Genomic DNA, 24,563 nt, shown 5'->3' on the forward strand with positions numbered 1-24,563 from the left:
TGATCACCTCAGTGGTTTAAAACGAATTTTTTTGTATGGCCGAAAAAAATCAAGCGCTGGTTTATACCTTACGTCATCCGCCGTGTATGTCTTGCTCATTCCGCCAATTGATTCAGACTGAACACCTTTCGGGCTGTCCCGATCAATTTCAATCATGAGAGCAATTCCTTTCTTCACTGGGCCTGGTAGTGATTCAACCCCATCTGGCCCGATAAAAGAGTTATTGCACTCCTCCTTAACGAAAGAAATCGCGTCTGCAAGGTCTATTTGTAGCTTTGCATCCTGGGATGTGTCATCAGCTGGAATCCCTAACCTGACTTTTAATTCTGCCAAGTCCATTTCTCTCATTCCTTTCAAAGAACCGGTTCATATGTCGCAAAGCATCGGCAATTAATATCATTTGGTGGATCACCGCTTTGCCCCGGCGCTTCTGCTGTTACATGTACACCATTTTTATTGATGCCAAGATCAAACAACTGATTGACCATGCGTTCCTGCCCTTCTAAATGGACATGATCCGCATGTTTTGTCTCACGAACTCTTTCATCACCAACGTTGTGCCAGATTTTTTTCATGTTGATGCCCCGCGACTGAGCTTTTTTAGCAGCGTCGAGCATTGCCTTTTCCCTTGTGCGATGCATTTCAGTATTTGCAATGCGCTTTGATCGGTTGTAACTCAGGCCGACATCAGTCTGCAGCTCCTTCGCTATCTGAGCAAAGCGTTTCCGCTCAATAAAACCGCGTTCGATTGTCTTGTTAATCTGCTGTATTGTCTTTTTGCGATCAGTTTCAATGGCTTTGTCCATTTGTTTACTTTTAATAGCCCGCTGAACGTCTCCGGGAGCCCATTCAGCAGGCAAATTCAGCTGTTTCAGTGTTGCCTTTGGCCGCGCAAGTTTGATCCCTAACGTAGCCAGAACGCCAAGGATCAGCCAGCTGTAAGATGATTCGTAGGTTTCTTCGAGAAATTCTATAATCATAGCCTTGACCTTTGCTGAAAGATCACTAATTAACGAGGTGAGTTCCCGCTTTATACGGTTTAGATCACCGTGCCGATTAGCGTCAGCAAGTGTCGGTTCTTCGATTTGATCAAGCTTGACGAATAACGCAGTCAGCTTTGACAGCACATCTTTTGAAGCACGCTGAAAAAGCCGTTTGAGTTTCCGTAAGAATTCCTTGGTTTTACGGTTCAACGGCTTCAAAAGCTCTTTTTCAGTTTTTTCTTTATCCACCGCTTACCCTCCTACTCGTCAGCTTCTGCTTCTTTACCTACAGTTTTTTTACTGTTCTTTTCGGCTTTTTTAATGGGAGACTGCACTTTTTTAAATTTATCTTCCTTCAAAAGCTTATTGCCATGCTCTTCACCCACAAACCAAGTAGAATCAGTTTCAGTATTTTGAATCCACATAAAAAAATCCCTCCTTATTTCGGACGGGCTGCACTCAGAACGGCCAGCGCTTCCGGTCTAGTTACCTTTGCACCATACAGATGAAGTCCTTTAACTGCATCAGCAAAACGTTTTTCAGGACGGTAAGCCTCAACTTGAGCCGCTTGATCCGCATATGACCATGCAATATTATGACCGGCGATAATCTTATGATTTTCTGTTCCACCTTCCGGAGTGGATACTGGCGCGTTATTTGACTTTAGAATCAAGAATCCTGCAGCTTGTCCTACTACGCCGTTCATCAAACGATCTTCGGAAGACATGTTGCCAGCTTTAACAAAACGATCATCTTTCAGCATTAAACCTTCATACCATGGTGGAACAACCGCCCATCGCCCTTGTTCCGGGACATCCGCTTCATCCAGTTTTACTGACAAATCAACAAGATACTCATAAGCATCATTCTTTGTTGGTGTAACAACATTTGTATCACTACCGATCATATGAGCTGCGTTTACGTATTGAGAAGCAATAAACGAATCTGCTTTATTTTTAAGCGCGTATGCCGCCTCTTTCATAGCTTCATCCATTAATTTAGGGTTTTGCTGGATCTTGTCCACATCATCAATCTGGAAGTTGAAATATTTCATTTCGGTAATGACAAGTTTGCGTGATTGATCATCCAGTGTTTGTGGACTATCCATATCAGCATTTTTTGTGTAATCTCCTACACTTACTCGACCGATGTTGTTAATTGTTACTGAATCACCAAGGTTCTTGATTTCACCTTCATAATCTCTATTGATTACGCCCGGTTGTCCATAAACAAGGTTCTTTTGTAGGTTATAAAGTAGCCTTGCGCTCCAGAGTGTAGGAATAAAATTGTTTAATGCCATGTTTTTTCATCCTCCTATTTTCCTTTGTAAAACTCTTGAATTCGATCCCAGTTTTTATTGATTTCATCAGGTGTCATCTTTTCAATTGCCTCATGCGTTAATGGTGTTGGGGAGCCACCTGATGGTGGTGGTGTTGAACCACCTTGCTTGAACTGTTCATTTACAATGTTTTGCTGAAATGTTTTGAATGCTTCTGAAAGCACGCCAAGATTTTGTTCAGTTGCCGCTTCATCTTGTCCGATAAAAAAGTCCACCAAGTTGGTTGGCAATCCTTTTTCAGTAGCAATTGACAAAGCTTTATTCCTCAAAGTTTCGCGCACTTTCTCCTGCTCTAAGCTTTGAAATTTATCTTGCAGCTCACGTAATTGTTTTTGTTCTTCCGTTTCAGGCGGAAACCTTTTTGAGATCTCTTCTTCAAGTTTCTTCGGCAAGGTTTTTGATTCATAAGTCTTAATAGCATCTGTAACCCTGCTGTCTGAAAATGATTGCAGCCATTTTTTCCCCTGTTCGTTGTTCTCAACAAAATTACGTACAGCATCTAATGTTATTTCACTGCCGCCCAGCTGAGGTGTCGGTGACGGATTGTTTCCTGCATTACCGGAATCCTGATTACCTGCTGGATCAGCAGTAGAACCACCTTCTTCGCCTTCAGCGAAAAACTGCATATTTTTTAAGTGAAGTGGTAATCTTTCATTACTAAAAAACTTCAATGACTGTGCATTTAATTGTTTCATTCTGTATAGCCTCCTTGCCCTTATCAGTTGCCCTAGCCCCTAATAAGTACAAAAGTATTTCGGTTGCTCTTTAACGCCTACAACGCGAAAAAAAGGCATGAAAAAAGCCCCTCAAGAAGTGAGTTGCTGTACTTTATATATTTTATTTTTGTAATCCGTAATCTTCGTGTTGTTCCTGTTCTTCAATGTAGTTTCCCTCAAGATCATAGGCATCTCGTTCCGCTGCCATTCTTTCAAGCTCAAAACGCACATCATCAACGAAGGATAATAGAGCCAGTCGTGTTTCTTCACTAACTTGCCCTTTGAGTTGCGCAGACGCTTGAGCCTCTTCAAGAATATTTACAGGTAAATTCCTTTTGAATTGAAACCAAAGTTTCAAATACCCATTTTTGTCTGCAAGGATCTTCTTGTCCCATGCTGAGCAAAGAATTTTATACTGATACCGGAATGCTGCTGTCATTTTGCGTTCCATTGTAATTGCTTTATGCTCTAAGGCCATAAGTTTGTAACGCATAGCAACACCCGTTATAGTTCCACCAAATGAGCCATCTGAGAAATTGACCGTCTTTGCGAAACGAAGAATGTTTTCTTCCAACCGGTTCAAATGATTTTCAATCATAGTATCGTTGATTTCCTTGGTTAGAAATTTCACATCGCCATTTTCGTCAAATACTTCAAAAACACCGCTTTTTTTCAGATTCTCCATATCTTCCTCATCCAGTGAAGCCCCTTTTACAATCAGATAAGCAAGACGAAACTGCTCAATCTCATTAGAAGCATCAGAAAGAGTTCGATCATATGCATCAATTAGAGAAATAACCTTTTCTGTGTCGCCTTTCAGTTCTTTGTTATTAGGCACACCAAACAAAGGGCAGCCGTCAAACATGTGCGGTTTTCGTTCGATCAATTGATAAAGCTCTTTATCTGACGACTTGAAAGAATAAATGTACGTAGCATCATAGAAATCGGCCCGATATGATGTTACTTTCGTTTCACCGGACCACTCAAACACTTGATAATAACGCAACCCAAATGTCGGCTCTGTAATGTCGTCAGAAGCAAGAATAATAGCTTCCCAAGGATCAACATTGCGTAGCCGCTCATTACCTTCCTCATCAACATAAAGTAACCGGGCACCGTATCCACATATAGAAGCTGTTTTCCCTAGTTCAGAATCAGAGTCCTCAATGTTATTTCTAGTATTGAATGTACTGACCAATTCCTTGAGAGCTACATCTTCGGTTTCATAGGTGATTGGGTGACCAAACATATACCCTGTTTTTGTATCTATGATTTCGGAATCAAAAGAGTTGTTCAATTTATTATTGACCTTGTCATCGATCCGCTTTACTGCTTCATTACCAATACCATCATAGTCAATTAATTTTCTTGTAAGAATAGGAACACCAGAGGGATCAGCCTTGTATCGTGCATATAGCTTGATCATTTTGTCCCTAATGGGTCGATGCTCCTCAATCATCAGCTTAATGATATTTCCATTGATACCATTCTGCTGAATAAGATTTATGAATTCTTTCATGGTTTCATCTCCTACAATCGCACGCGCTTTTTGATTGGCTCCATGCTATACCGAAGCGCATCAATGAAATGGTTATACTCATCTATAGGCTTATTGATAAGCTTGCCGTCTTTGTTTTTGTCCCACACATAGTTACTAAATTCCATTGCAGCATTCGAACATTTCGGATGAATAAAGATGGTGAACTGCTGCAGGAACTGGATGCCTGCTTTAATGCTGTCAGGCCCCTTCTCAGCCGGCTTGATCTTCTTTAAGCCGTATTTACGGAGCTCTGCAATACTTTTTTGCTCAGCTGAATCAGCGATAATCAGTTCTTTTCTGTAACCCATATCAGTGATAGTTTCTGCTATCTCGTTATTTAAGAGCCCCGGCTTATACATTTCATCAAATATATAAAGCTCTCGGTTTTTAATATCCACTAATGAACACGCCAGAGCAGATGGATCAGTTGTAAACCCAAAGTCCAAACCGAAAGCCGATTTGATACCTTCACGCTTCGCTATCTCAAAACGATCAAAGGCAAATTCACGCCAGTTCGTAAAGATTGCACCTTCTGCAATCCCCCATTCGCCCAAACCTTCAATTTTGTAACGCCGGAGATTGTTCTTTTTCATCCAGTCAAATAGCTGCCTGTCATCATCACCTAGAAATTCATTGCATTTGTAATTCGTAGTGAGAGCCAAAATATTGTTGTCTTGAACATCAAAAAAACGCCGCTTCAACCAGTGTTTTTCATTCCACGGGTTAAATGACAGCGTTATTTGCTTAAAATATCCGGGTGGCAATTCACCCCGAATACTCATATCAACTTTGTTAAAATCGTCTTCGTTTAATATCTGATATGCTTCCTCAAACCAAGCCCAGCAGAGGTACCCTACATCAACTGTGATTGAAGTTACACTCATTGGATCGTCTAAACCACGAAACAAAATCTTCTGTCCTGTCGGCTTGTATCTGATCTCCAATGGGCTTTTAGTCCATTCCCATAGGTGTTCAACTTTAAGGCGTCTAATAGCCCATTTAAGCTGAGCATATGTTGAATCTTTATGATCTTTGAAAACCTTCCTCACAACAAGCGTATTTGCTTGAGGGAATTGCATCATGCGGTAAATAATGTTCAGTGCAGTTGTGGTGGATTTTTTAGAACCACGGCCGCCCTTTACCACACGATAACGACCTTCATAATTCCAGAAGGTTTTATAACCGCCGCCAACAATCTCTTTTAAACTGACGCGTACAGTATTAATCATCTAAATCATTCACTATCTCAACTTTTATATCAGCGCCACCATTTTTAACAACTGCTCTTGTTTTCTCGATATTCAAGCGCATTTGCTCCAATTTAAGGCGCCGCTCGTCTGCTTCGTGAGCCAGCTGGTCAAACTGTTTGATCAAACCCCTTAGCTCTCCCATTGCCCGAGATTGGGCATTCAAGAATGTAGCATGACGATCCCAAGCAAATTGTATTTCAAGTTCTTCTTCAGCAATGGACTTTTCAAAATACTCGTTGCCATCTTCGTCCTCTTGAGGTTGATAAACGTATTTCGCTTTTTTCAGCTCTTTTGCAAGGTCGTCTTTATTCTGTACAAACATAATGCGCTGCGCCCGGATAATAGCTGCATATTGAATCTGTATCTGATCCCATATCATATCAGCAGGCGACCGCTCCTGAATCTCTTCCATGATTTCAAGAGTTTCTTCTGGCAGGAATTTAGAGAAAAAGCCGTGAGTCACAGCATTTTGATTCCTCTGTGGGGCGCCGCCGTTGTTCCCGACTGCATTTTTGTTGCCGGGTGGTGCGCCTGCCTTTTTTGTGTGCACACTTTTTTCAGTGGGTGCACCCTTTTTTCTTTCCCAACCATGCCGCTGTTTCCACGATTTTATGGTGTTCACTGACACCCCGTATTTCTCGGCAAGGTCCTTGTATTTCATACCTTTGACGTAATCTTTCTGCGCCTGAATGTGCTTCTCAGCCATCTACATTCACCGCCGCCCCCTTTTTAATTGAGTTGTTTTGGAGATTATTTTCTCGGGATGAACTCGTCATCGTGTGCAAGCTGATGTATAGTGTCTTTCCCTATTTCCGCAAGACCAACAGCCTGCACATACGTTTCCGTGTCATGTATTGTCATTGTAGTGCCATCCTTCATGTTGAAGGTAGCGACATAGCCATCTATCTCATGAAAGTTCTGCTCCATCCAATTAATCAGTCCGTTAGTAGGACCAGGAAAGACTCTCTTCACATTACTCATATAGCTCCCGCCTTCATCAATCCTTTTTGATATTGAAGGTTATCCCGTGAATACAGACTGCAATCCAAAAAATAAATCCCATCGTCATAAACGGGTGTGCATAAATTGTCTCCATGCTGTTCCTCCTTCATATTCCCTCTAAACCACCACCGCGCTCAAGCCGTTAACCACCAATTATCTATCCTGAGACTTACCGGAAGCAGTTTACAGAGAATATAAAAAAGCACCCCGAAGGATGCTTTCATACTTTTACCACAAGATATATATTGCTTATTAATCTTATTGCCCTATAACTGTCGTTCAAGTCTGGGTTTTTATTTTTAATGATTATAATTGCATTTACTCTCACCGAAGGATTTTCTTTCTCTACTTCTTTAGAGAACTCTGAAAGTATGGCTTCATACACCTGATAACCTGTTGTAAAAAAGAGAGGACATACACTTATAAAGTCAGTTTTCACGTATATCATTATAATTACTACAATAATTAAAAATGAAACTGCTAAATTTATAAATGATTCATAGTCTAATGAAAACAGAGGTAAAAGCAATGACATAAGAAAAAAAGTATAATCGTTAACATTTAATTTCTTTATACTTCTAATTGCAAAAACAGATCCCGAAGCACCACTGTTTAAATTGCTAACCTCTTCATTAATCAACCATCTAATTACAACCTTATACATGACATATGAGAAAATAATTATACAAACAACAACTATAAATTCAAGCCCAACTTTATTTAAAATAGTAACTATGTTCCTTACTAGTTTTATTCCTCCAAATAAATTAAGGCTATCAATAAATCGGTAAGCCATAATTAAAAAAAGTGGGAGATATGCAGTATACCAGAGATAATATTGTTCTTTTTTCCCCCAGAGCATTAAATTCTCCTCTCTAAAAAAGGGAATTCAAACTAACGATCATTCATAAGCTGCTACCACTTTATATTCCTCGGTTAGAAACGAACGAGCGATCTTATCAGCAAAGAAATGAATTAGTGGTTTTGGACTTTCACCTTTTTTAAACTTTATTTTCTTATTATCAAAATCAATAAATTCAAATAGATCCCATATAGTCCCTAACTCATTTTTATACTTCTCTTGTTCTTCAGGACTTTGCGGGATATTCTGTCTAAGTAGAGATAATTCATTACATCTTTCTTCAAATTTTTCTTGTAAAGCTCCCAGAGTGTCTGGTTTAATTTGAGCTAAACTTCTAGAATATACAAATCTTTTGCATATCACTTGAAATTCTTCTTTATCAGCTTCCTCTCCTTCAAAAAATGGCATGGATGTAATCAATGCCAGATTAGCTTCTGTTTTTTCATTAATCTCATCCCTATAATCAAATGTGTATTGAAAGTTAGTATCGTGATTAATGAAAATGAAGTTATCAATTAATACAAAATCAAAATTCCCACCTAAATCGATTACAGTGTGTTCAACAAATTCAAATTGGTTTGTATTTTTATATATAATCCTTTTCGTCTTCTTTCTTCCTGCATTTTTTTTAGCTCCTTTATCCCCCCTATAGTAACTAAATAAAGCTTCTTGCCCATCCAACATTACACGAGCCACTATGAAATTTGTTGTTTTCTCATCGTACATATCACTATTAGTTCTTAAAGCTGAAATTAAATCATCTTTCCTTTTTTTTAAAGTTTGAGAATTACTCATATCTAACTTTGCAAGTTGTTCTTTTCTTTGTATCTCATCATTGTAATCCCCAACATAAAATTGGTTAGTATCATCTTCATCATTTTTTTTCAAAACTCTTAACTGGTTTACCAATTGTTTTTTTGCCCAAACAAGAACTTCTGGAGCTAAAGAAACCTGTGAAGCTTGGTAATAAACATCAGCTTTCTTTTGTTTTTTCAACATATACAAAGAATAATCAAACTTCACTAAATCTGATTCTTCAGTTTCATCCAGCCCCGAAAGAATATTAATAATATTGTCATTATCATTCAAATTCATATAATTCCCCCCCAAGATCATTATCGGTCAATTAATGGGAGAAAAAAATACTTTGCAAAATTTGTCGAACGAAAGCACTATTCATAAATAGGTGGCAATCGTAAGACAAAAAAGCACCCCTTTATCTGCGGGTGCTCATTTCTTCCTATGCTTTTGGAATTCCAATATATCCTCTTTTATAAATAACCTGTCCCTTGGCATTTCTTTGACCGGTTCAAGTTGACCGGTTTTAATTAGCTGATTGAGATATTGACGAGTAAATCCCAATATTTCAATCGCTTCACTTGTGTTAACGATCTCCTCATTCAGAAACTTTTTAATTGCATCACGCTCTTTAAGGCTGTACACCAAGCATCACCCTCTTTTTTCTCGATATTTTTGATAAAGGGAAATCGACTTTTCCACAATTGAAACAGCAAACAAAACAATTATGCATATATCCAAAGTCGTCTTTAACGGACTGGCTGCGACATGCTGCCGAACAAATAACATGTATCCCAAAGCAAGAAGGACAAAAATATCAGTGGACATTCTGAGTTTTTCCATTGTTTGAAAGTGGCTGCTTTCATCGTTATATAATAATTTTTTACTTATGTTATACTTGGAGCAAGGGAGAAGGTGGAGCTTCTCCCTCGGCTCAAAATCATGTACGCTTTCTGCGAGGTCTGCGTCTTTTGATTTTGGGCTTTTTTGTTTTAAGCTTTTCTCTGATGATGAGAATTTTTTCAAAGATTGTGAGTGCTGTAAGTATGATGCCCAGTATCACTGCAATTTTAGCCACTTTCGTTCCCCCTTTCTATACTTTAATTATATACGATTGCTTTACTCACGTCAAGTCAATTGGAGAATTTTTTCCCTTTATTCTCACAAAAAAACAACCTATTCATGCTAAACAGAATAGGCTGTGTTCTGCTCTATTTTTCATTTTCAAACGGGAACGCTCAATGTTTTTCTGCACTGTTCCTTTTTTAATGTTCAGCAGCTGGGCGATCTCTTCGAAAGACATGTTTTGTACAGTATGCATGATGAAAATGTCCTTCTCTCTTTCAGTGAGGACAGAAAGGGCATCAGCAATTCTTTCTTTGTCCCAATCGCTTACCTCACCTTCTGGCTCCTGATTGATCGCATATTCTTCTGGCATCGCATCAATGATACGAGGATCAGCAAGAATCGTTCTTTGATAAACGTCCCTTCTGTCAGCTCCCCGGCGTGCTCCTGGTTGTCTCCCGTTCTGCAGCCATTCGAGAGTGAATTCAATATCGCTGATCATACCGCTAATGATTTTCTTATCATTCTTTTGTTCTGCTGTCATTTCAACTTCCGGTGTTTCCGAGAATGCCCGATACATCTTTCTCGCTTCTTTTAACGCTCTTTTGTATTCAATGATTAAATCCTGCATGTTTATCCTCCTCTTATTTACGCTTATAAGCGCCGCCTTTGCCGCGTCTGAGTGTTTGCATGTTTGTGTTCATCATTGATTGCCAGAAACGATCTGAGCGATCCTGTTGCTTCTGTGATGGCTTCTTTTTGGACTGTTTCATGTCTCATCACTCCTTTCACCGTTAGTAATCGCGATAGACATCCAGATAGTTGCGAAATAAAAAACGGACACCAAACAAACAGCGCTAATGCTGTAAGTTCAGTGTCCGCAGGCTTTCCATCTTGGACAGATATTTTATTCATGTTCTTAAATAAGTTGGATGATCGTTCTCTTCTTTAACCAAAAGGTTACGGTCCTCTCTCCAATTCCCCACAATTTCACTTTTGTACAGGGTTTTTGGTGTTATGTCTATATAGCCTTTACTGGAACAGTAACCGGAACAGTAATAATAAAGGACAGGTCGACCTTCCAGATAATCAACCAATGCATATTCTGTTCGATTCCCATCAAATATCAAAATGTCACCTTCATAAATATCATTACCGTTTTTATCCTTCAATTCTATGTATTGACAGACAGCAAATAAATCATTTTCTAAGTACTCATTGAATTGATGTTTTATACTTTCCCAATCGAGCATCCGGTTATTTTCATAATCCCATACTCTAAATTTGAGTTTTCTCAATTCTGACACCTCCTTTCTACTCTTATAATTTAATTATACATGAATTCCCTTTTATCCCTTCCTTTGGAGCCACAGCCTACTAGCCCTATTCGGAATGCCTTACACTTCACAGATTTCCTCCTCAACGCCCATACTGCAGCCGCATTTCGGGCAGCGTGCATCTGGGCGGATTTTTATATCTAATTCGTTGTGACCGCATTCAGGGCAGCTGTATTCGATCACACACCACACATCCCTTCACACTCATTCAAAAAGTGATCAATGTCGAGCTGATCCTCATTGAAATTAACTTCCTCCAAAGGCTTTCCAGACTTATGCAGGAAGGCGTTATTTTTGAATCGTGGCAGCTTCCGGATAAGCCGATCTATTTCCACCGCGTCTTTCCATGACTCCGGGTCCTTCATTTTCATATCACGCCAAGCATTAAAATCATGAAAGGGGCAGCCAATACAGCTGGATTTTGCCGGGGTCCCAAGCCCTTCACGTTCAACATAAGTAATGCAGCGTGACCGATCTATGAAAGCCACATCAACCAAAGGATGTTCGGCTACTTGCCAACTTTCCCGGCTTGGCTTAACCCTTTGTATTTCATCGGTACTGATGCCTTTCCATAGGTGAACAACTTCTTTAATGCGCTGCCTCGGCTTGTACCCGAGCAATGAACGGATTTTCCGGTTAACCGGCAATATTTTGTATTCGTTTGTACACTGGCGCATTACCATGCCAATTTCACCCTTTGAACCCCGCGTGTATAAGGGCATGCTCGCGAATCGTTCTCCTGTCTTAGCGCCTTTCACAATGTCATCTCTAATACTGCCGTTATCTGTGAAGATGATTTCTCGTCCGTATGTTGCTTTGATGTGCTTGTTTACTTTATTGACCCAGTTATAAACGTGTTGAGGCTCCCAGCCAGTATCAGAGAAGATGATATAGTCAGGAATAACACCATTTATTTCGCCTTTCAAAGCCATGAGGAGAAGGGCTGTTGATTGTGTCCCCCCTCCGTATGAAAGAACGTGTATATGCTTTTTGCCATCGTCATAATGCTGCTTAATCACGCTGCCATCCCCCTATTCCCAACCGACTGCAATTGCAAAGAATAAAACCAAAACCATTGCCCCAATGAGCCAACCGTTTGTCTTGTCTCTTTTTGCAATAATTGCGTCATTGCCTATCATTTTCAGATCATCTGCCTGAGCAACGATCATAGGCACTTCCTCGACATTAACCTTTAAGTGTTCAGCCGCCTGCTCAACTGTCATCGCTTCGTCTTTCGTGGCTTTGACTGCCCGCTGAAGCTCCACTTGTAAAGGGATCATTTCGCATCACCTTCCAATTCGCCACCGTTTAACAACTGCAATGCATATTCCGAATATCGCTGGATCACATACTCAGCAGATAACGCTATATTTTTCATATCTGCGAATTGATGCAAGGCTTTTCTAAACCTGTCGTTCTCTTTATTAAGCCGCTGAAGCTCTTCCTGAGCCTGCCGGAACTGATGAACCGTTACTTCCTGCTGGCGTTTGTTTTCCTCGATGATTTCCCGCTGCTTAACAGCCAGTTCAGTCCGATCAATCAGAAAATCAATATGCTCTTTAGCCATCCAGTATTGATCAGTTGGCTTAGCATTTTCATAGCCTTTCAGTTTTGAAATACGCGCTTTAATCTCCTGTAATTTATCCATGCCGTTCCTCCCCCGCAGGGGAAAGCCCCTGCTATTTGATTTTGAAACCTATTTCATGATCAACTCGAGCAAAGCTTCCCTTTGCCGTTTGAATAATTGTTTTGCCATGCTCCGGGGCTTCCAAGACATGTGCGGTGCCCTGGCTCCCGTCTAAAACGATAATCTGTATTTTGTCTGGCTCCATTGCCTGTTCGATTGTTGTATCTTTGCTTAAATTAATTTCTCTTGGGTTGTACATTCTTAGCGCCCCCTGTGCTATGATAGAAGTACCAGTTCATATCAAAGCTCCGGGGCATACGCTTCGGTGCTTTTTTTGTGTTTAATAGTGATCCGGTTTCCATCCGGCCATCGTGAATGCTGGCGATGGTTTCAATTCCTCCCGGTAAACGATCGGATGCTTTTTCACGTATTCGGCAAGCTGTTCCGGTGTCATCTTCCATTCTTCAACCGGTCCTGGCTTGTAAGGATTGATATTTTGCTGTTCCATGGTATCTGCCTCCTCCATTGATTTTGGGTATTTCCGTGCCGCCGAGCTTCTTGCAATCAGAACCCATTCGGCTGGCGCATGCCTTAAACTGAGAGCAACGTGTCATACAGGCCATGAGCCTATCTTCTTCCTGCACCCACAACGGCCGATCGTCTGCGATTACCACGTTTAACAGTGGACTTTCCCGCCTTTCTTTCGAGTTTTTTCAACTCGTCCAGCTCGATGAAGCCGAGTGACTTATCCAGAGCCAGCACCTTGAGTGGCGTATCGTAAAGCCGCTCATACAACTTACGTTTGATGGCAAATTCCTTTGTTTCCACGCCCTTGATGTCAATGATCTCGATGCTGCCGTCCAAGTTATGAACCTCAAAATCTGCAATATATTCAATCTTCCGAAATGTTTTGCCGTTCTTTTTGAATGCCTCTTGCAGCAGGAACCGTGGTTGCAGCTTAAAATCTTTGATCTGCTTGCTCACCTTGAGCCATTTCAGTTGCTCATAGTATTTGGCTTCGGCCCGGCTGTCGAAAGTGATGCCGTCCACCTGTGTTTTTCTTGCGCCGTACTTATTCGATTGCATGTGAAGCCTCCAAAAGCTTAGGATTTTCATATTTTGTTCCAATTACGGTTGCTTCTTCGTCCCAGTCGCATAACCGATCAGTTCGAATATGATCACCAATTTTCAAACGAACTCCCCATGTATGTGTTTTTTTATTCCAAACAATCAATCCAGCTAATCCATTACAATCTATTACATCGCCCTCAAAGAATTTCTTTGCTCCCGTGTATTGCCCAACTGTTTCCGGTCTCACTCTGTAAGCAAATGGAATACCAGCTTTATTAGAGATATAAAAACCAGGATCAATGCCCATGCTCTTGATTCTTTGTTTGATGATTGATAAATTGCCGTAATACCATTCACCGTTAATACCCATTCCTCTGAACTTAATTTCCCTCATTCTCCTTACCTCCCGTCAATCTGTTCCCATTGCTGGATCTGCCTTTCCTTGTACGGCGCCGTAAGTATAATGGCCGGCAGCAGGATCACCGCTTTAAGCACTGCGCATCAGCTCCATTTGTCTGATTTTGTCCTCAAGCACCCTGATAGCCGGTGTGAGGTCCTTGCCGCCCTTTTGTTCAGCAGGCCCGAACAAATACATTCCTTTGGATCCTATAACATTCGTTTTCTCACTCAATCCCAATCACCCAATCTATGGTTTAATTCCATCCGGTTTCCCTGAATAATCACTGTGTAATACTTACACATCTGGTAAATCCGTGACCCCAGTGCCTCGTCAACGTCCAGCAGATCGTCCGTTGTGAGCTCAGAAGAGATCAGCAGAGGCTTATGGTTCAGGTAGCGATAATTCACAACTGACTGGATCTGTTCGACTTGCCATTCGGTTGCCCTTGGCTTTCCGTCAACTGGCTTGAATAAGTCATCAATGAACAGCACATCTGCTTTTCTCATGGCGTTCAGCTTTGTTTCCAGCTGGTCAAAGTCATTTTTCAGATCACTCATGCCCTCAACGTAAGGGAAGTACAGGCAGTGAGTGGATCTCTTGTTAATGAGGTTGTTCATGATGGCCGTTAACAGATGCGTTTTGCCGCTGCCCGGTTGTCCCAGCAGAGCAATGCTGTTGGCACGCTCTCCCTTGATCTTTTCAAAGTCTTTGAAGTATTCGATCGCGCATTCATAGGCATCTTTGATCATTTGAGGCTTGCCGTCTAATTTGAAGTTGCCGAATAGCAGCTTTTCAAATTCCTCAGTAATGCCGCTGGCTGCCATGAGCCGCGCTATTTTCTTTCGTTTCACACACTCACATTGCTTGGAATACGTTGTTTTCCATTCCCTGGCCTTATCCGGCGTGCAAACTTTGCCAGAAAGAAAGTCATCTTCCGGTACCATGCTCTCAGGCACTAATAGATCAAGCTGTTTGTCTAAATTCCATTTTGTATCCTTGTGAACCCGGTAAATCACAACGCCGCGATCCTTACACTCGGAGCATTCATATTCAACCTTTTCTTCTGATTCGGCCTGTTCTGTTTCCCAGGAACGCGATTTTGCTTGAAGACCCTTCATCATTGCTTGGAACGCTGTGTCTATGCTGACTGCTTTGTTTATAGCCATTCTGTTGTTTCTCCTTTCTCTTTTGGCTGAACGGGTTGGACAGGATCGCCTCAATGTAATTCAGACCAACGTTGCTGCCTTTACTTCTGAAAGCCAGTTTCATTGCTTCCATGACCTTTTCTTCGCCGTAATCATCCACCATGTAGCCGATTCTTTGCGCTTCGATGGTACCGATTGAACGAGCAACCTTATTTTCAAATAGCTCAAAAGCGTTTTTCATTTTTGGATCAACTCCCTGCGTTTCTTTTGGTGCTTGTGCCGGTTCAGGAACAGACTTTTCAGATGGTTCCTGCTCCGTTACAGGCGTTTCAAATGAAATTAGCCTGTATTGCCCTGCCTTTCTCCCCTGCGGCTTATATTCAATTCTTTTTAGATCAATCAGCATCTTTCTGTGTTTGATCAACGTATTTTCGGAAATCTCGATCTTTGCTTGCAAAGTGGTATTTGAAGTGGTGAACCACTCCCGCCACCCTGCCTTGTTGTTGATGTGCAAAAGATGAAACCATAATGCTTGAGTTGTAGCAGACAACGGATTCGTTTCTAGCCAATTCATGAAGCCGTTCATTTCTTTCAGGTAGTTCATGGCTCACCTACTTCCTTTCACACAATGCTGTCATTCCGCTGATGCGGACTAAACGTAAGCCAGGTTCATTTGTTCTGAGATAGCCTTCGACGTAAGCACGAAACAGCTGCGCACGATTCGGCGCCCCTTCCGCTAGCCACTTGTAACAGAAGGGGATGCTAACCTTAATCAAATGGGAGGTCATCGTCACTGATGTCTACAGGCTTGCCATCAAAAGGATCGGCATCCTGCGCGCTTGGTTTTTCCTCTGATACTTCTGCGTCAATGATTTCTGGCTCAGACATTTCGTCAGTGATGTCAATGCGCTCTCGTGCCTCATCGTCCTCAATGACAGCCTTCTGCATTTCCACTGACAAGATGCCCCATTTACTCAGAATCGCTTTCAAAACAGTTTTTAATGCCATTGCATCCCAATCGTTTTTCCAGCCGAAGTCCGACTTACTAAATTTCTTTTTATGCTTTTCAACTTGCGCCTTTGTCCAATACACTGTTTTCCGGAAACCGTTTAAAAGTTCGAAGTAAGCAGCGTAACCAATAACCGCATCTGATTCCCGTTTTTCAAAATCAATTTCTATTTCCTCGGTTAATGGGTTCCACTTTTGCAATTCTCCTTCATGGACCGGTATGCAATTGATGAATTTATACTGGCCTGTACGCAAAGCCAGCTGAATGTACCCCTTGTATCCAAGCTGGAATTGGGCACGGCCGCCATACGGAACAATCCAGGCATATCCTAAGTTCTTATCAACTGGCAGATCAAGCGTAGCAGCTACCATAGCCGATGAAATCACGCTCATAGGCTCTGCCTTCTGGAGCATCTTTTCACCGTTGTAAAGGCTCAGAATTGACGCTGTGAATTGGGAAGCCCTTTTCCCTAGAACTTCTTCGAAACGATTCATGACTGCCGGAGAAGAAAGCAGACCTTTCATCGTTGTTCCTTGCTGTTGTGCTGGAGCACTGTTTTGTTTCTTCTGGATATTGCTTTTCAGCGATTGATTTGTAGCCATATTTAGCTAACCTCCTTGATTCCAAAGCGTCTAAATTGAACTTCTTTAGTGACTTTCTCGTATACATCAGGAAACTGCTCTTTGAGTTTCTTTGAGTCAATCCGATTAGTTGAAACTGACTTCCAGCTAGTTTGATAGTTTCCGATGAAGCCGTATTCTGCTTCCTTCATTTCGTGTTTGATCTGGTTTTCTAATTCCTTAGCCTGCAATTGAAGTTCATTGATCTGATCTTTGAGCTGCAAATATTGCTGAATGCGTGTTTTATTAGCTGAAGTGAGATCAACGACTTTACCGCCCTCTGCCTCGGCATAACGTTGCTTGAGATATTCTTCTGCTGCACTCGAACCATCAAGCACAGGGGCCTGTCCGCTCAATACATTTTCATTCCAAAATTCAATCTCAGCTTGAAAGATCATCGCAATGAGCTCGTCATCACGCTCAATCTCTTTCCAAATGAATTTGTTGCCGCCGATTAGGACGGCGAAGTACGCTTTTTTATATTCAGGCCCCAGCACTCCTAGATAATGCTGGACCTGAACAATATAGCTGTCGGGAATCTCGTCATCTTCCCACTCTTTCAAGTTGTATGCCGACGTGGTTTTGCACTCCAAAATGGCTTTTTCACCAACAATCATTCGGTCAACATTCGCCAGTATAAAATCGTGCTTGGGATGCCTGAGCATCGCTTTTCTCCGTCTAACTTTTTTGCCGCTACGAATCTCAAACTCTTTTGCAACAACGTCTTCAAGAAGCGAGCCAAAGTATGCTGCTTCACTGCCTGATTCGCTTACAGGTACCTGACCTGTTTTGTCTAGCCACAATTCAAACGGTGTTTGCCATTTGTTTATGCCTAAAATAACGGAAGCATCAGAACCGCCTATGCCCTTCCGTCGCTCAAGAAGCCATTCGTCCCGACTCATGTCCGCTGTCGAAGCGAAAACCTCTGCTTGCATCAGACCAGCCCCACCTTTCTCTTGTACTCTTCCGCGTCAAGCCGCTGCCATTCCCGGTAATGGTCCATTGAAGGGAATTGGAATTGTGGTTTGCCCTTACTGAACACAATCGAACCACCGACCTGTCTTAAACGTTGCTGATCCTCTGCACGCTCGCTGAATGCCACTTTAACTGCTTTAGCCATGTATAAAACCTCCATTGATTTTTATGAGGCGTTTTGGTATAATTAAGTAATCAATCAATTTCAAAACGCCTTACCGAGTCCACTTGCCAGAGTGGGCTTTTTTATTGCTCATTTTTAAATTTGAAACCAAGCTGTTCCCTCAGATAACGATCGAGGTTCTCTCTCAAGATCACCGCGCCGCAATCGATTACATAATCATCAACTGGTGTTACTTCATCCCCGAAAAAATCCTTTTGTGTTTCTGGCTCAGTCAGTCTGTCGTGCCAATTGTTTAGGATCATTGGGTTCTCGACTTCCATTTTCCTCAGCTCCTTCGTTTGCTTTAGCAAGTTTTGCAAGACTGTCGATTGCATTCTCTAAAGAGTAAAATTCCTTATGAAGAATACTCACGGCACCTTTGATCTCTTCCTCTGAATATTTCGCGTTTTGGGCATGTCGCAAGAAGCTTGCCGCGAGCTCAAATTTTCTGAGATTCATCCAAAACACCTACTTATCACTGCCAAATTGATGCCCCGCTGTTGCATTTTCATAGCTGTTTCATACAATCGACCTTTATTAGCCAGTCGGCTGATATCCTCAGTAAGAACTTTGATACTCCCGGCGAGACTGATTGCCTCTTCATAATCACCATCACGTAAAGCCTCTAACAACATGATTGAAAGCTCTTCGGCTGATTCGATTTTTCTTGCAGCTGACTCTACATCTGCCTTTAAAAATTGATTGGTTTTCATACTAATACCGCCTTTCTTTCTTCTTGTTTTGCCATTGCAACTCGATCCATTAATGCCTTACGTGTCCACCTGTCAGCCAGTTCTTGCATATTCAGTCCATGACTCCGCACTAACGAATAAATCAGTGTTTTATTTGCTGGGATCAGATCGAATATCTGTTTAATATCTCCCATCGGTAAATCATCTGACCTTCCGGGCCGATCATTTGCCAGCCAGCGCGCCAAATGCTTTGTAGCTTGTAATGCCTCTTCGAGCTGATGAATCATATTGATAACTGCGCTACTTGCGCTCTCATTTAACGCTGGGTCAATAGGCGCCGCTGCTGTTGGATGAAGCTTAAACAAGAAATGTACGAGATCAATATGTTCATAGGCTTCGCAAGCTTCAAACCACTTGATACACAGATCAGGCGTAAGAGGAAAAATACCGTTTTCGACATTGGAGACATATGATTGATCTCTATTCCCAATCACCTTGCCAATTTGATACTGCGACAATCCTGCCCTTTTGCGTTCCCGTCTGAGAATACTTGGTAAATTGTCCATATTGTATGGATTGTTCGACATATGTTCGCCCCCTGATATATTTAGTTTTAATTGGTAAAATTTAAGTAATGAAGGAACTAACTGGCTTGCTGTTTTTTCAGCTTATTGATGATGAAGGCTTGTCCCTTCGGAGTGATGCGCATTGTCAGCCAGGACTTCGGCGTCCCGTTTACTTGGCGCACCCCCTGTGCGATCTCAAAGAAACCTCGCTCGATGTATTCCTGGTATGGCTCATTCTTGTTGGCCATGATCATCTTCCATTCGCGCAGCTTCTGGAACAAACGCTTTTCACCAATCATGATGCCGTTTTTCGAAGCAAGCTTCGCCAGTTCTCTCACAAGCAATGATTTTTCAGCCGCCATCCAACTCTGTGCAAAGTTGACAAGTGGTTCCTGAATCTTCACTGTTTGTTCAAGCTGCTGCCGTTCTTCCTGTTCGCTGATCCATCGCTTTGCCCGGCTGACTGGATCTTCGATCATGTAGGACGGCTGAGTCATTTTTTGCAACTCGGCTTCCATGCGGTTAAACTCCGCAATGTATTTTTCTTTGAATAGCGCTGCTTTTGCGCCCGAGTAACCGAAAACTAAAAATGTGAGTCCATCACGTTTGATTAGATATTTTTTTAACGTTCGACCAGTTGCATCTTGATAATCACTCAACGAAAAATTTCGTTCAGTAAATTCCTTGGAGCAATTGAGTATTTCAATACTTTTTATTACATCGGCGTGTCGTTTTCCGAATACCTTAGCCACTGTCAGGCTGTCTGTTACGGCTTGGTTGCCTTCAATAAAAACGAGTTGATTCACTCTATAGTGCCTCCTTCATATTTGCTTGTTCCTGAGCTTCAATCCACGCATCTATATTGTGTTTGGTGAAGAAAATACGTGTGCGCACTCTAAAGTGAGGAATTTGCTTTTCGCGAACCATTGCGTAAACCGTGTCGTGGTGAACACCAAGGTATTCAGCTGCTTCTTGGACTGTCATTGTGTTGCGAGTCATTTCGGAACCTCCTATGCTGTAATCTTTTTACCCTGCAATTCGTGGTGTTGATTTTCAAAAAAAATTTGCTGAACAGTTTTTTGATAATAATCAGCCAATTTTATTTTTATTTCATCCCGCGGAATACGCTGCCCAGTTTCATACATTTGTAAAGCACTTACACTTATTTCAACTGCTTTAGCTACCTCACTACGGGACTTTTCTGCTCTTAAACTAAGAAGCCTTTTGCCGATAAGCTTTTTGTCCAATCAAGTCACCTCCTACACAATACGTGGTGTTATTGGTTATTATATTAAACCACGCGTTTCGTGGCGTCAACACTTTTCGTGGTGTTTTTTTAAAAAACACGTTTCGTGTGGTATTATCAAACCAGGTGATGACTGTGAAATTTAATGAGACTCTTAAAAAATTGAGGCGAGAAAAAAACCTCTCTCAAAAAGAATTAGGTAATAAATTAGGTTTAGCCGAGAGTACTATCGGGATGTATGAACAAGGAAAAAGACAACCTGACTACGAAACCCTTCTAAAAATTGCTAATTTTTTTGAGGTAACTGTGGATTTCCTTTTGGGCAACCCTACAGGTGAATCAATCGTCAAAGAAACAGGAGCCCCTTACAATATCAGCGATCCAGACTTACAAATAGCCTTTAAAGATGCATCTGACTTTTCAGAAGAAGCACGTAGACAAGCTATTGATTTTATCAAGTACCTAAAAGAGAAGGAAAAAGCAAAAGGACGTAAAACTCAAAATTCGTCTGATGAGTAAACAGAAGCAAAAAGTAATTACATAACAAATGCTTTATCTTTATTTATTATTATTGTTTTGTTTAGTTTAATTAATGCTGAACATTTCGCCTCAAAATTTGAGGTGAACTATTCAGTTGAAACCATTTCAACCTCAAATTTTGAGGTATTCTTTGAGGTTATTTTTACTTTCAACCGCAATTTTTGAGGTTAACTATTAAGGGTTTGATATCCAAAAAACAGATAAAAAAAGTAAAATGACCCTTAATTTGGTCGATACAGAGAAAGAGAATGCACTTCATTATAAAAGGGGAAATTACAATTGAAAAAATGGTTGCTAGGTGTAGGAGTTTTAACATTAAGCCTTTCACTGACTGCTTGCGGCTCCACAACAACTTCTGAAAAAAACACAGAGTCATCACAACAGACAGTTGAAAAACAATCAAATGAGACGAGCAAATCTAATTCGAATTCAGCCAAAAGCACAGAAAATAAAAAGAATTTAGTTGACGCTACTCTAGAAAAGTCAATCGATGGAGACACAATTAAGGTTAAATTTAAAGGGAAATCTGAAACAGTTCGTTACCTGTTGGTTGATACGCCAGAAACAAAAAAACCTAATTCATGTGTTCAGCCTTATGGAGAGGATGCCTCTAAGAGGAACAAAGAGTTAGTTAGCAATGGCAAACTACAATTAGAGTTTGATAAAGGTGACCAAAGAGACAAATATGGAAGAATGCTTGCTTACGTTTATGTAGACGGTAAATCAGTACAAGAAACATTATTAAAAGAAGGTCTAGCAAGAGTAGCCTATGTGTACGAACCAAACACAAAATACATAGATCAATTTGAAAAAGACGAACAGCAAGCAAAAACAGAGAAATTATCCATTTGGAGTAAAAATGGATACGTGACTGATAAAGGATTTAATGGATGTGTTAAACAAAAAACAACCGCTGTAAAAAAAGATACTACTTCTAAACAATCTACATCACAGCCATCAACTTCAAAAGATTCAACTGCTAGTTCGGCAGAAACTGTTAACGATACAGCTGATGTTCCAGCTTCTTCTGCTACTTCGTCAGGTGGATCAGAGAGCTTTGCGAACTGCACTGAACTAAGAAAAAAATATCCTAATGGTGTTCCGAGTTCACATCCAGCATACCAATCGAAAATGGATCGTGATCATGATAACTATGCTTGTGAGCGATGAATAGAGGAGATTAGTGATGGCACAAAAATTTCAAAAACTAAACTATAAGTATGGAATCATAGACTATCCAATATTTCTTAAAGAGCTTGAATCTATCATTCAAGAATTCCCTAAATCAGAAAGAAAGTTTTACGAATATGCAATTAAAGCTTTAAAAAAAGAAGTTGGTAAAAAGGAAAAGATTCTACATATAACTTCTGCCGATCCGAAGTTGACTAAATTTGGTTTTATGGTTATCACTGAAAAGAAACTTTTATTTGTCATTATGAAAGGCGGTATTTTCGGTGGTGCCGATACTGAAGTTGTTGAATTTAAAAGTATCAAAGAAGTTGACTTTGACATTGCCCCAAATCCATTGGGAATGGCTACAATGCAATTGGGAATTCTCCATTTGAAAATCAAAGGTAAGCTTGGAATGAGTAGCAAGCGCACCATTAGAAATATTGATGAACATTCTCTTGATAGAATAGTATCTATTCTAAGAGACCAAATAAAATAAGCCCGGTTTGGGCTTTTCTTTCACACCAAAAACAGAACATATATTCCCATATGGCGGTGTTTATTATGGCAATCCAGTTATCACATCTAGAAGAAGAAGTAAAAAAGATTTATACAAAATTAAATATGCTTACTCCCGAGGATATAGATCTTGAACGCATTGCCGCTGCTTTTAAGATATGGATTCATTATGAGAAAGCTAATAGCAGCATGTTTTGTATCAATGGGCTTTATAGCATGGTTTTGGATATTAGTGCTTCACCACAAGAGCAATGGCAAGACTTCGTTCACGAACTCGCCCACGTGCTGAAGCATGCCGGAAACCAATTTAATATGAACAGAATGTTTAGAGAGCTTCAAGAATATCAAGCCAATAGTTTCATGTATCACTTTTGTGTACCGACATTCATGCTCGAAAAGATTTCGTTGCCGTGCATGCAATCGGAGGCTATAAAGTTAATTGGGGATACCTTTAACGTCACATACCCTTTCGCAGCTAAACGGCTTGAAATGTACAAAAGAAAACAGTTTTCTATTCTCTGGCATCAAAAGCTCTATCAAGCAAATTAATTTAGACAAGGAGGTAGCCACATGGCTAGTATTGAAAGACGCAGTGAAAAATCTTTTAGATTAATAGTCGAAAATGGTTATGACGCAAACGGTAAAAGAGATAGAAAAAAGAAATCGATCCGTATCGAAGATCCAAAAATATTAAAGTCTAAACGGAAATTACAGGATTATCTCGAAGATCAGCTGCACCGTTTCAGAATTGAAGTAGAGGCCGGCGAGTATATTGCTCCTGAAAAAGCTACCTTTGAATCATTTGCGGAGAAATGGGTTGAAAAGAAACTCTTTAATAAAAATGGAAAACCTTACTCTTATACAACATCTGTTAAGTATTCAAATCACTTAAACAATCACATCCTCCCAGCATTAGGTCATAAAAAAATAGACAAAATAAAAAGTCTTCATATTGTTGATTTTATTGATGATTTATCTAAAGATGGAGCTAGAAAAGATGGGAAGCCTGGCGGATTAGGAGATCAAACAATCAAAGATATATTTAAAATTCTGCAAGCATTGTTTAAAACCGCAACAGAGGAATGGAAATTGATAAAAGATGATCCTATGGAAGGATTGAGTTCACCTGAAGCTGAGAATAAGGAAATGAACTTTCTTGAATCGGAAGAAGCAGCTGAATGTATTAAAGTGTTGTATGAAATAGATATTAAATGGCGCTTATATTATCTTGCAGCCTTGATCGGGGGGCTTCGTAGAGGAGAAGCTCTTGCTTGTGAGTGGCACTTGGATGTAGATTGGGACAAAGGTGGAATATACGTAAATAGATCAATTTCTAAAACAATTAACGGAGAGCCTCACGTCAAAAGCCCAAAGTCAAAAAGTTCTCAACGATTCGTTAAAATGCCTGATTTTTATATGGAAGAGTTGGCAAAATATTATCGCATATGGAAAAAGGAAAAATTGTTACTTGGCGATGCCTGGGAAGGCGGAGAACATCAATATGTATTTCACAGTGGGAAAGGAAAACCTTACTACTATACAACCCCTACCGCAAAATGGACTAAAATAAAAAAGAAGTACGGCCTAAAAGATGTTCGTCTTCATGACTTGCGGCATACTATGGTGGCTCTCCTTATGGAAGCTGGCGAAAGTCTCAGTGCTATTCAAAGAAGAGCTGGACATGCCAGTGCTCGAACAACTAGTGATATTTATGGTCATGTTACCGAGAAACTCGAAAATAGCACAGTAAAACACTTTAACCAGTTCGATCCTAGAAACCTAGCACAAAGACAGAGTTGATTTTGAATTCCCCTTCAAAATCAACTCAAAAAAATAATTTCGTCCCCAATTCGTCCCCAACTCGATTAATGATGACAAAATCAATAAATAAGCAAAGTAAAAAACCCTTGCTACGCAAGGGTTTAAGC

The 24,563-nt window shown here is 40.6% G+C and carries 39 protein-coding genes; 5 read left to right on the plus strand and 34 right to left on the minus strand.

What is annotated here, in order from left to right; translation table 11 throughout:
• Nucleotides 1–3 precede the first annotated feature (3 nt).
• The 34 genes from CJU60_RS08880 to CJU60_RS09050 all read right to left on the minus strand — a co-directional run bounded on the left by CJU60_RS08880 (nucleotide 4) and on the right by CJU60_RS09050 (nucleotide 20,407).
• Nucleotides 4–339: a phage head-tail connector protein gene (locus tag CJU60_RS08880; RefSeq protein ID WP_095713566.1), complete on the minus strand. Its 336-nt coding sequence runs from the start codon at nucleotides 337–339 to the stop codon at nucleotides 4–6.
• Nucleotides 340–353: 14 nt separating this feature from the next.
• Nucleotides 354–1,232 carry a phage minor head protein gene (locus tag CJU60_RS08885; protein WP_095713567.1) on the minus strand — a complete coding sequence of 293 codons (879 nt, stop codon included), beginning with the start codon at nucleotides 1,230–1,232 and terminating at the stop codon, nucleotides 354–356.
• Nucleotides 1,233–1,243: 11 nt separating this feature from the next.
• Nucleotides 1,244–1,408 carry a hypothetical protein gene (locus CJU60_RS21560; protein ID WP_176471074.1) on the minus strand — a complete coding sequence of 55 codons (165 nt, stop codon included), beginning with the start codon at nucleotides 1,406–1,408 and terminating at the stop codon, nucleotides 1,244–1,246.
• A 14-nt stretch (nucleotides 1,409–1,422) separates the two neighbouring features.
• Nucleotides 1,423–2,283 carry a phage major capsid protein gene (locus CJU60_RS08890; protein ID WP_095713568.1) on the minus strand — a complete coding sequence of 287 codons (861 nt, stop codon included), beginning with the start codon at nucleotides 2,281–2,283 and terminating at the stop codon, nucleotides 1,423–1,425.
• 14 nt (nucleotides 2,284–2,297) lie between these two features.
• The gene (locus CJU60_RS08895) at nucleotides 2,298–3,017 is read right to left on the minus strand and encodes a DUF4355 domain-containing protein (protein WP_095713569.1); all 720 of its coding nucleotides are present in this window, start codon (nucleotides 3,015–3,017) and stop codon (nucleotides 2,298–2,300) included.
• A 142-nt stretch (nucleotides 3,018–3,159) separates the two neighbouring features.
• On the minus strand, nucleotides 3,160–4,557 hold the full coding sequence (locus CJU60_RS08900) for a phage portal protein (protein ID WP_095713570.1): 1,398 nt from the start codon (nucleotides 4,555–4,557) through the stop codon (nucleotides 3,160–3,162).
• An 11-nt stretch (nucleotides 4,558–4,568) separates the two neighbouring features.
• The gene (locus tag CJU60_RS08905) at nucleotides 4,569–5,807 is read right to left on the minus strand and encodes a PBSX family phage terminase large subunit (RefSeq protein ID WP_095713571.1); all 1,239 of its coding nucleotides are present in this window, start codon (nucleotides 5,805–5,807) and stop codon (nucleotides 4,569–4,571) included.
• The gene (gene terS / locus CJU60_RS08910) at nucleotides 5,800–6,534 is read right to left on the minus strand and encodes a phage terminase small subunit (protein WP_095713572.1); all 735 of its coding nucleotides are present in this window, start codon (nucleotides 6,532–6,534) and stop codon (nucleotides 5,800–5,802) included. Before terS ends, CJU60_RS08905 begins: the two co-directional genes overlap by 8 nt.
• Nucleotides 6,535–6,578: 44 nt before the next feature.
• Entirely contained in the window at nucleotides 6,579–6,809 is a 231-nt protein-coding gene (locus CJU60_RS08915; protein WP_032722294.1) for a hypothetical protein, read from the minus strand.
• Nucleotides 6,810–7,050: 241 nt separating this feature from the next.
• The gene (locus CJU60_RS08920; RefSeq protein WP_095713573.1) at nucleotides 7,051–7,692 is read right to left on the minus strand and encodes a hypothetical protein; all 642 of its coding nucleotides are present in this window, start codon (nucleotides 7,690–7,692) and stop codon (nucleotides 7,051–7,053) included.
• Between the two features lie 39 nt (nucleotides 7,693–7,731).
• On the minus strand, nucleotides 7,732–8,787 hold the full coding sequence (locus tag CJU60_RS08925) for a Kiwa anti-phage protein KwaB-like domain-containing protein (protein ID WP_176471075.1): 1,056 nt from the start codon (nucleotides 8,785–8,787) through the stop codon (nucleotides 7,732–7,734).
• Nucleotides 8,788–8,922: 135 nt separating this feature from the next.
• A complete protein-coding gene (locus CJU60_RS08930) occupies nucleotides 8,923–9,135 on the minus strand; it encodes a helix-turn-helix domain-containing protein (RefSeq protein ID WP_024713902.1) in 213 nt (70 codons plus the stop codon).
• Between the two features lie 535 nt (nucleotides 9,136–9,670).
• Nucleotides 9,671–10,186, minus strand: coding sequence for a sigma-70 family RNA polymerase sigma factor (locus tag CJU60_RS08940; RefSeq protein ID WP_095713575.1), 516 nt, complete (start codon nucleotides 10,184–10,186; stop codon nucleotides 9,671–9,673).
• Nucleotides 10,187–10,199: 13 nt separating this feature from the next.
• Complete coding sequence (locus CJU60_RS08945; RefSeq protein WP_095713576.1) at nucleotides 10,200–10,328, minus strand: hypothetical protein; 129 nt, start codon at nucleotides 10,326–10,328, stop codon at nucleotides 10,200–10,202.
• Between the two features lie 138 nt (nucleotides 10,329–10,466).
• A complete protein-coding gene (locus CJU60_RS08950) occupies nucleotides 10,467–10,853 on the minus strand; it encodes a YopX family protein (RefSeq protein ID WP_095713577.1) in 387 nt (128 codons plus the stop codon).
• 218 nt (nucleotides 10,854–11,071) lie between these two features.
• Complete coding sequence (locus tag CJU60_RS08955) at nucleotides 11,072–11,911, minus strand: phosphoadenosine phosphosulfate reductase domain-containing protein (RefSeq protein ID WP_095713578.1); 840 nt, start codon at nucleotides 11,909–11,911, stop codon at nucleotides 11,072–11,074.
• Between the two features lie 12 nt (nucleotides 11,912–11,923).
• The gene (locus tag CJU60_RS08960; RefSeq protein ID WP_095713579.1) at nucleotides 11,924–12,172 is read right to left on the minus strand and encodes a hypothetical protein; all 249 of its coding nucleotides are present in this window, start codon (nucleotides 12,170–12,172) and stop codon (nucleotides 11,924–11,926) included.
• The gene (locus tag CJU60_RS08965) at nucleotides 12,169–12,540 is read right to left on the minus strand and encodes a VWA domain-containing protein (protein WP_255238334.1); all 372 of its coding nucleotides are present in this window, start codon (nucleotides 12,538–12,540) and stop codon (nucleotides 12,169–12,171) included. The genes CJU60_RS08960 and CJU60_RS08965 overlap by 4 nt, the downstream gene beginning before the upstream one ends.
• 31 nt (nucleotides 12,541–12,571) lie before the next feature.
• Nucleotides 12,572–12,778, minus strand: a complete 207-nt coding sequence (locus CJU60_RS08970; protein ID WP_041345368.1) for an XtrA/YqaO family protein — start codon at nucleotides 12,776–12,778, stop codon at nucleotides 12,572–12,574.
• A gap of 81 nt (nucleotides 12,779–12,859) precedes the next feature.
• Nucleotides 12,860–13,027, minus strand: coding sequence for a hypothetical protein (locus CJU60_RS21565; protein WP_176471076.1), 168 nt, complete (start codon nucleotides 13,025–13,027; stop codon nucleotides 12,860–12,862).
• Nucleotides 13,028–13,146: 119 nt separating this feature from the next.
• The gene (locus CJU60_RS08980; protein ID WP_095713581.1) at nucleotides 13,147–13,605 is read right to left on the minus strand and encodes a DUF1064 domain-containing protein; all 459 of its coding nucleotides are present in this window, start codon (nucleotides 13,603–13,605) and stop codon (nucleotides 13,147–13,149) included.
• The gene (locus tag CJU60_RS08985) at nucleotides 13,592–13,984 is read right to left on the minus strand and encodes a YopX family protein (protein ID WP_095713582.1); all 393 of its coding nucleotides are present in this window, start codon (nucleotides 13,982–13,984) and stop codon (nucleotides 13,592–13,594) included. Before CJU60_RS08985 ends, CJU60_RS08980 begins: the two co-directional genes overlap by 14 nt.
• Nucleotides 13,985–14,077: 93 nt before the next feature.
• Nucleotides 14,078–14,221 carry a hypothetical protein gene (locus CJU60_RS21570; RefSeq protein ID WP_095713583.1) on the minus strand — a complete coding sequence of 48 codons (144 nt, stop codon included), beginning with the start codon at nucleotides 14,219–14,221 and terminating at the stop codon, nucleotides 14,078–14,080.
• Nucleotides 14,218–15,156: an ATP-binding protein gene (locus tag CJU60_RS08995; protein ID WP_095713584.1), complete on the minus strand. Its 939-nt coding sequence runs from the start codon at nucleotides 15,154–15,156 to the stop codon at nucleotides 14,218–14,220. The genes CJU60_RS21570 and CJU60_RS08995 overlap by 4 nt, the downstream gene beginning before the upstream one ends.
• Entirely contained in the window at nucleotides 15,041–15,739 is a 699-nt protein-coding gene (locus CJU60_RS09000) for a DnaD domain protein (RefSeq protein WP_095713585.1), read from the minus strand. The genes CJU60_RS08995 and CJU60_RS09000 overlap by 116 nt, the downstream gene beginning before the upstream one ends.
• Before the next feature lie 164 nt (nucleotides 15,740–15,903).
• Entirely contained in the window at nucleotides 15,904–16,746 is an 843-nt protein-coding gene (locus CJU60_RS09005) for a recombinase RecT (RefSeq protein ID WP_033884309.1), read from the minus strand.
• Nucleotides 16,747–16,748: 2 nt separating this feature from the next.
• On the minus strand, nucleotides 16,749–17,699 hold the full coding sequence (locus CJU60_RS09010) for a YqaJ viral recombinase family nuclease (RefSeq protein WP_095713586.1): 951 nt from the start codon (nucleotides 17,697–17,699) through the stop codon (nucleotides 16,749–16,751).
• Nucleotides 17,699–17,884, minus strand: coding sequence for a hypothetical protein (locus CJU60_RS09015; RefSeq protein ID WP_095713587.1), 186 nt, complete (start codon nucleotides 17,882–17,884; stop codon nucleotides 17,699–17,701). The genes CJU60_RS09010 and CJU60_RS09015 overlap by 1 nt, the downstream gene beginning before the upstream one ends.
• Before the next feature lie 101 nt (nucleotides 17,885–17,985).
• Nucleotides 17,986–18,183, minus strand: a complete 198-nt coding sequence (locus CJU60_RS09020) for a YqaI family protein (protein WP_095713588.1) — start codon at nucleotides 18,181–18,183, stop codon at nucleotides 17,986–17,988.
• A 174-nt stretch (nucleotides 18,184–18,357) separates the two neighbouring features.
• Entirely contained in the window at nucleotides 18,358–18,615 is a 258-nt protein-coding gene (locus tag CJU60_RS09030) for a YqaH family protein (protein ID WP_095713590.1), read from the minus strand.
• Nucleotides 18,612–19,181 (minus strand): helix-turn-helix domain-containing protein, encoded by a 570-nt coding sequence (locus tag CJU60_RS09035; protein ID WP_095713591.1) that lies wholly within the window; start codon nucleotides 19,179–19,181, stop codon nucleotides 18,612–18,614. Before CJU60_RS09035 ends, CJU60_RS09030 begins: the two co-directional genes overlap by 4 nt.
• A gap of 56 nt (nucleotides 19,182–19,237) precedes the next feature.
• A complete protein-coding gene (locus CJU60_RS09040) occupies nucleotides 19,238–19,966 on the minus strand; it encodes a Rha family transcriptional regulator (RefSeq protein ID WP_095713592.1) in 729 nt (242 codons plus the stop codon).
• Nucleotide 19,967: 1 nt separating this feature from the next.
• On the minus strand, nucleotides 19,968–20,159 hold the full coding sequence (locus CJU60_RS09045; RefSeq protein ID WP_095713593.1) for a helix-turn-helix domain-containing protein: 192 nt from the start codon (nucleotides 20,157–20,159) through the stop codon (nucleotides 19,968–19,970).
• An 11-nt stretch (nucleotides 20,160–20,170) separates the two neighbouring features.
• Nucleotides 20,171–20,407 carry a helix-turn-helix transcriptional regulator gene (locus CJU60_RS09050; protein ID WP_095713594.1) on the minus strand — a complete coding sequence of 79 codons (237 nt, stop codon included), beginning with the start codon at nucleotides 20,405–20,407 and terminating at the stop codon, nucleotides 20,171–20,173.
• Nucleotides 20,408–20,535: 128 nt separating this feature from the next.
• On the opposite strand from CJU60_RS09050, the gene CJU60_RS09055 reads away from it, so the two are divergent.
• The 5 genes from CJU60_RS09055 to CJU60_RS09075 all read left to right on the plus strand — a co-directional run bounded on the left by CJU60_RS09055 (nucleotide 20,536) and on the right by CJU60_RS09075 (nucleotide 24,435).
• Entirely contained in the window at nucleotides 20,536–20,925 is a 390-nt protein-coding gene (locus CJU60_RS09055; RefSeq protein WP_369679548.1) for a helix-turn-helix domain-containing protein, read from the plus strand.
• A 300-nt stretch (nucleotides 20,926–21,225) separates the two neighbouring features.
• A complete protein-coding gene (locus CJU60_RS09060) occupies nucleotides 21,226–22,116 on the plus strand; it encodes a thermonuclease family protein (protein ID WP_095713596.1) in 891 nt (296 codons plus the stop codon).
• Between the two features lie 16 nt (nucleotides 22,117–22,132).
• Nucleotides 22,133–22,615, plus strand: a complete 483-nt coding sequence (locus CJU60_RS09065) for a PH domain-containing protein (RefSeq protein WP_095713597.1) — start codon at nucleotides 22,133–22,135, stop codon at nucleotides 22,613–22,615.
• A gap of 65 nt (nucleotides 22,616–22,680) precedes the next feature.
• On the plus strand, nucleotides 22,681–23,184 hold the full coding sequence (locus tag CJU60_RS09070; RefSeq protein WP_095713598.1) for an ImmA/IrrE family metallo-endopeptidase: 504 nt from the start codon (nucleotides 22,681–22,683) through the stop codon (nucleotides 23,182–23,184).
• 21 nt (nucleotides 23,185–23,205) lie between these two features.
• Complete coding sequence (locus CJU60_RS09075) at nucleotides 23,206–24,435, plus strand: tyrosine-type recombinase/integrase (protein WP_095713599.1); 1,230 nt, start codon at nucleotides 23,206–23,208, stop codon at nucleotides 24,433–24,435.
• Nucleotides 24,436–24,563 lie beyond the last annotated feature (128 nt).

The sequence above is a fragment of the Bacillus sp. 7705b genome (genome assembly GCF_002289525.1).
Classification (GTDB): Bacteria; Bacillota; Bacilli; order Bacillales; family Bacillaceae; genus Bacillus; species Bacillus halotolerans.

What these genes read in the sequence shown, in the direction of transcription:
- CJU60_RS08880 (WP_095713566.1), bottom strand. Translation starts at nt 339, where the DNA reads ATGGACTTGGCAGAATTAAAAGTCAGGTTAGGGATTCCAGCTGATGAC.
- CJU60_RS21560 (WP_176471074.1), bottom strand. Translation starts at nt 1,408, where the DNA reads ATGTGGATTCAAAATACTGAAACTGATTCTACTTGGTTTGTGGGTGAA.
- CJU60_RS08890 (WP_095713568.1), bottom strand. Translation starts at nt 2,283, where the DNA reads ATGGCATTAAACAATTTTATTCCTACACTCTGGAGCGCAAGGCTACTT.
- CJU60_RS08895 (WP_095713569.1), bottom strand. Translation starts at nt 3,017, where the DNA reads ATGAAACAATTAAATGCACAGTCATTGAAGTTTTTTAGTAATGAAAGA.
- CJU60_RS08900 (WP_095713570.1), bottom strand. Translation starts at nt 4,557, where the DNA reads ATGAAAGAATTCATAAATCTTATTCAGCAGAATGGTATCAATGGAAAT.
- CJU60_RS08905 (WP_095713571.1), bottom strand. Translation starts at nt 5,807, where the DNA reads ATGATTAATACTGTACGCGTCAGTTTAAAAGAGATTGTTGGCGGCGGT.
- terS (WP_095713572.1), bottom strand. Translation starts at nt 6,534, where the DNA reads ATGGCTGAGAAGCACATTCAGGCGCAGAAAGATTACGTCAAAGGTATG.
- CJU60_RS08915 (WP_032722294.1), bottom strand. Translation starts at nt 6,809, where the DNA reads ATGAGTAATGTGAAGAGAGTCTTTCCTGGTCCTACTAACGGACTGATT.
- CJU60_RS08920 (WP_095713573.1), bottom strand. Translation starts at nt 7,692, where the DNA reads ATGCTCTGGGGGAAAAAAGAACAATATTATCTCTGGTATACTGCATAT.
- CJU60_RS08925 (WP_176471075.1), bottom strand. Translation starts at nt 8,787, where the DNA reads ATGAATTTGAATGATAATGACAATATTATTAATATTCTTTCGGGGCTG.
- CJU60_RS08940 (WP_095713575.1), bottom strand. Translation starts at nt 10,186, where the DNA reads ATGCAGGATTTAATCATTGAATACAAAAGAGCGTTAAAAGAAGCGAGA.
- CJU60_RS08945 (WP_095713576.1), bottom strand. Translation starts at nt 10,328, where the DNA reads ATGAAACAGTCCAAAAAGAAGCCATCACAGAAGCAACAGGATCGCTCA.
- CJU60_RS08960 (WP_095713579.1), bottom strand. Translation starts at nt 12,172, where the DNA reads ATGATCCCTTTACAAGTGGAGCTTCAGCGGGCAGTCAAAGCCACGAAA.
- CJU60_RS08965 (WP_255238334.1), bottom strand. Translation starts at nt 12,540, where the DNA reads ATGGATAAATTACAGGAGATTAAAGCGCGTATTTCAAAACTGAAAGGC.
- CJU60_RS08970 (WP_041345368.1), bottom strand. Translation starts at nt 12,778, where the DNA reads ATGTACAACCCAAGAGAAATTAATTTAAGCAAAGATACAACAATCGAA.
- CJU60_RS21565 (WP_176471076.1), bottom strand. Translation starts at nt 13,027, where the DNA reads ATGGAACAGCAAAATATCAATCCTTACAAGCCAGGACCGGTTGAAGAA.
- CJU60_RS08980 (WP_095713581.1), bottom strand. Translation starts at nt 13,605, where the DNA reads ATGCAATCGAATAAGTACGGCGCAAGAAAAACACAGGTGGACGGCATC.
- CJU60_RS08985 (WP_095713582.1), bottom strand. Translation starts at nt 13,984, where the DNA reads ATGAGGGAAATTAAGTTCAGAGGAATGGGTATTAACGGTGAATGGTAT.
- CJU60_RS08995 (WP_095713584.1), bottom strand. Translation starts at nt 15,156, where the DNA reads ATGGCTATAAACAAAGCAGTCAGCATAGACACAGCGTTCCAAGCAATG.
- CJU60_RS09000 (WP_095713585.1), bottom strand. Translation starts at nt 15,739, where the DNA reads ATGAACTACCTGAAAGAAATGAACGGCTTCATGAATTGGCTAGAAACG.
- CJU60_RS09005 (WP_033884309.1), bottom strand. Translation starts at nt 16,746, where the DNA reads ATGGCTACAAATCAATCGCTGAAAAGCAATATCCAGAAGAAACAAAAC.
- CJU60_RS09010 (WP_095713586.1), bottom strand. Translation starts at nt 17,699, where the DNA reads ATGCAAGCAGAGGTTTTCGCTTCGACAGCGGACATGAGTCGGGACGAA.
- CJU60_RS09015 (WP_095713587.1), bottom strand. Translation starts at nt 17,884, where the DNA reads ATGGCTAAAGCAGTTAAAGTGGCATTCAGCGAGCGTGCAGAGGATCAG.
- CJU60_RS09020 (WP_095713588.1), bottom strand. Translation starts at nt 18,183, where the DNA reads ATGGAAGTCGAGAACCCAATGATCCTAAACAATTGGCACGACAGACTG.
- CJU60_RS09030 (WP_095713590.1), bottom strand. Translation starts at nt 18,615, where the DNA reads ATGAAAACCAATCAATTTTTAAAGGCAGATGTAGAGTCAGCTGCAAGA.
- CJU60_RS09035 (WP_095713591.1), bottom strand. Translation starts at nt 19,181, where the DNA reads ATGTCGAACAATCCATACAATATGGACAATTTACCAAGTATTCTCAGA.
- CJU60_RS09045 (WP_095713593.1), bottom strand. Translation starts at nt 20,159, where the DNA reads ATGACTCGCAACACAATGACAGTCCAAGAAGCAGCTGAATACCTTGGT.
- CJU60_RS09055 (WP_369679548.1), top strand. Translation starts at nt 20,536, where the DNA reads ATGACTGTGAAATTTAATGAGACTCTTAAAAAATTGAGGCGAGAAAAA.
- CJU60_RS09065 (WP_095713597.1), top strand. Translation starts at nt 22,133, where the DNA reads ATGGCACAAAAATTTCAAAAACTAAACTATAAGTATGGAATCATAGAC.
- CJU60_RS09070 (WP_095713598.1), top strand. Translation starts at nt 22,681, where the DNA reads ATGGCAATCCAGTTATCACATCTAGAAGAAGAAGTAAAAAAGATTTAT.
- CJU60_RS09075 (WP_095713599.1), top strand. Translation starts at nt 23,206, where the DNA reads ATGGCTAGTATTGAAAGACGCAGTGAAAAATCTTTTAGATTAATAGTC.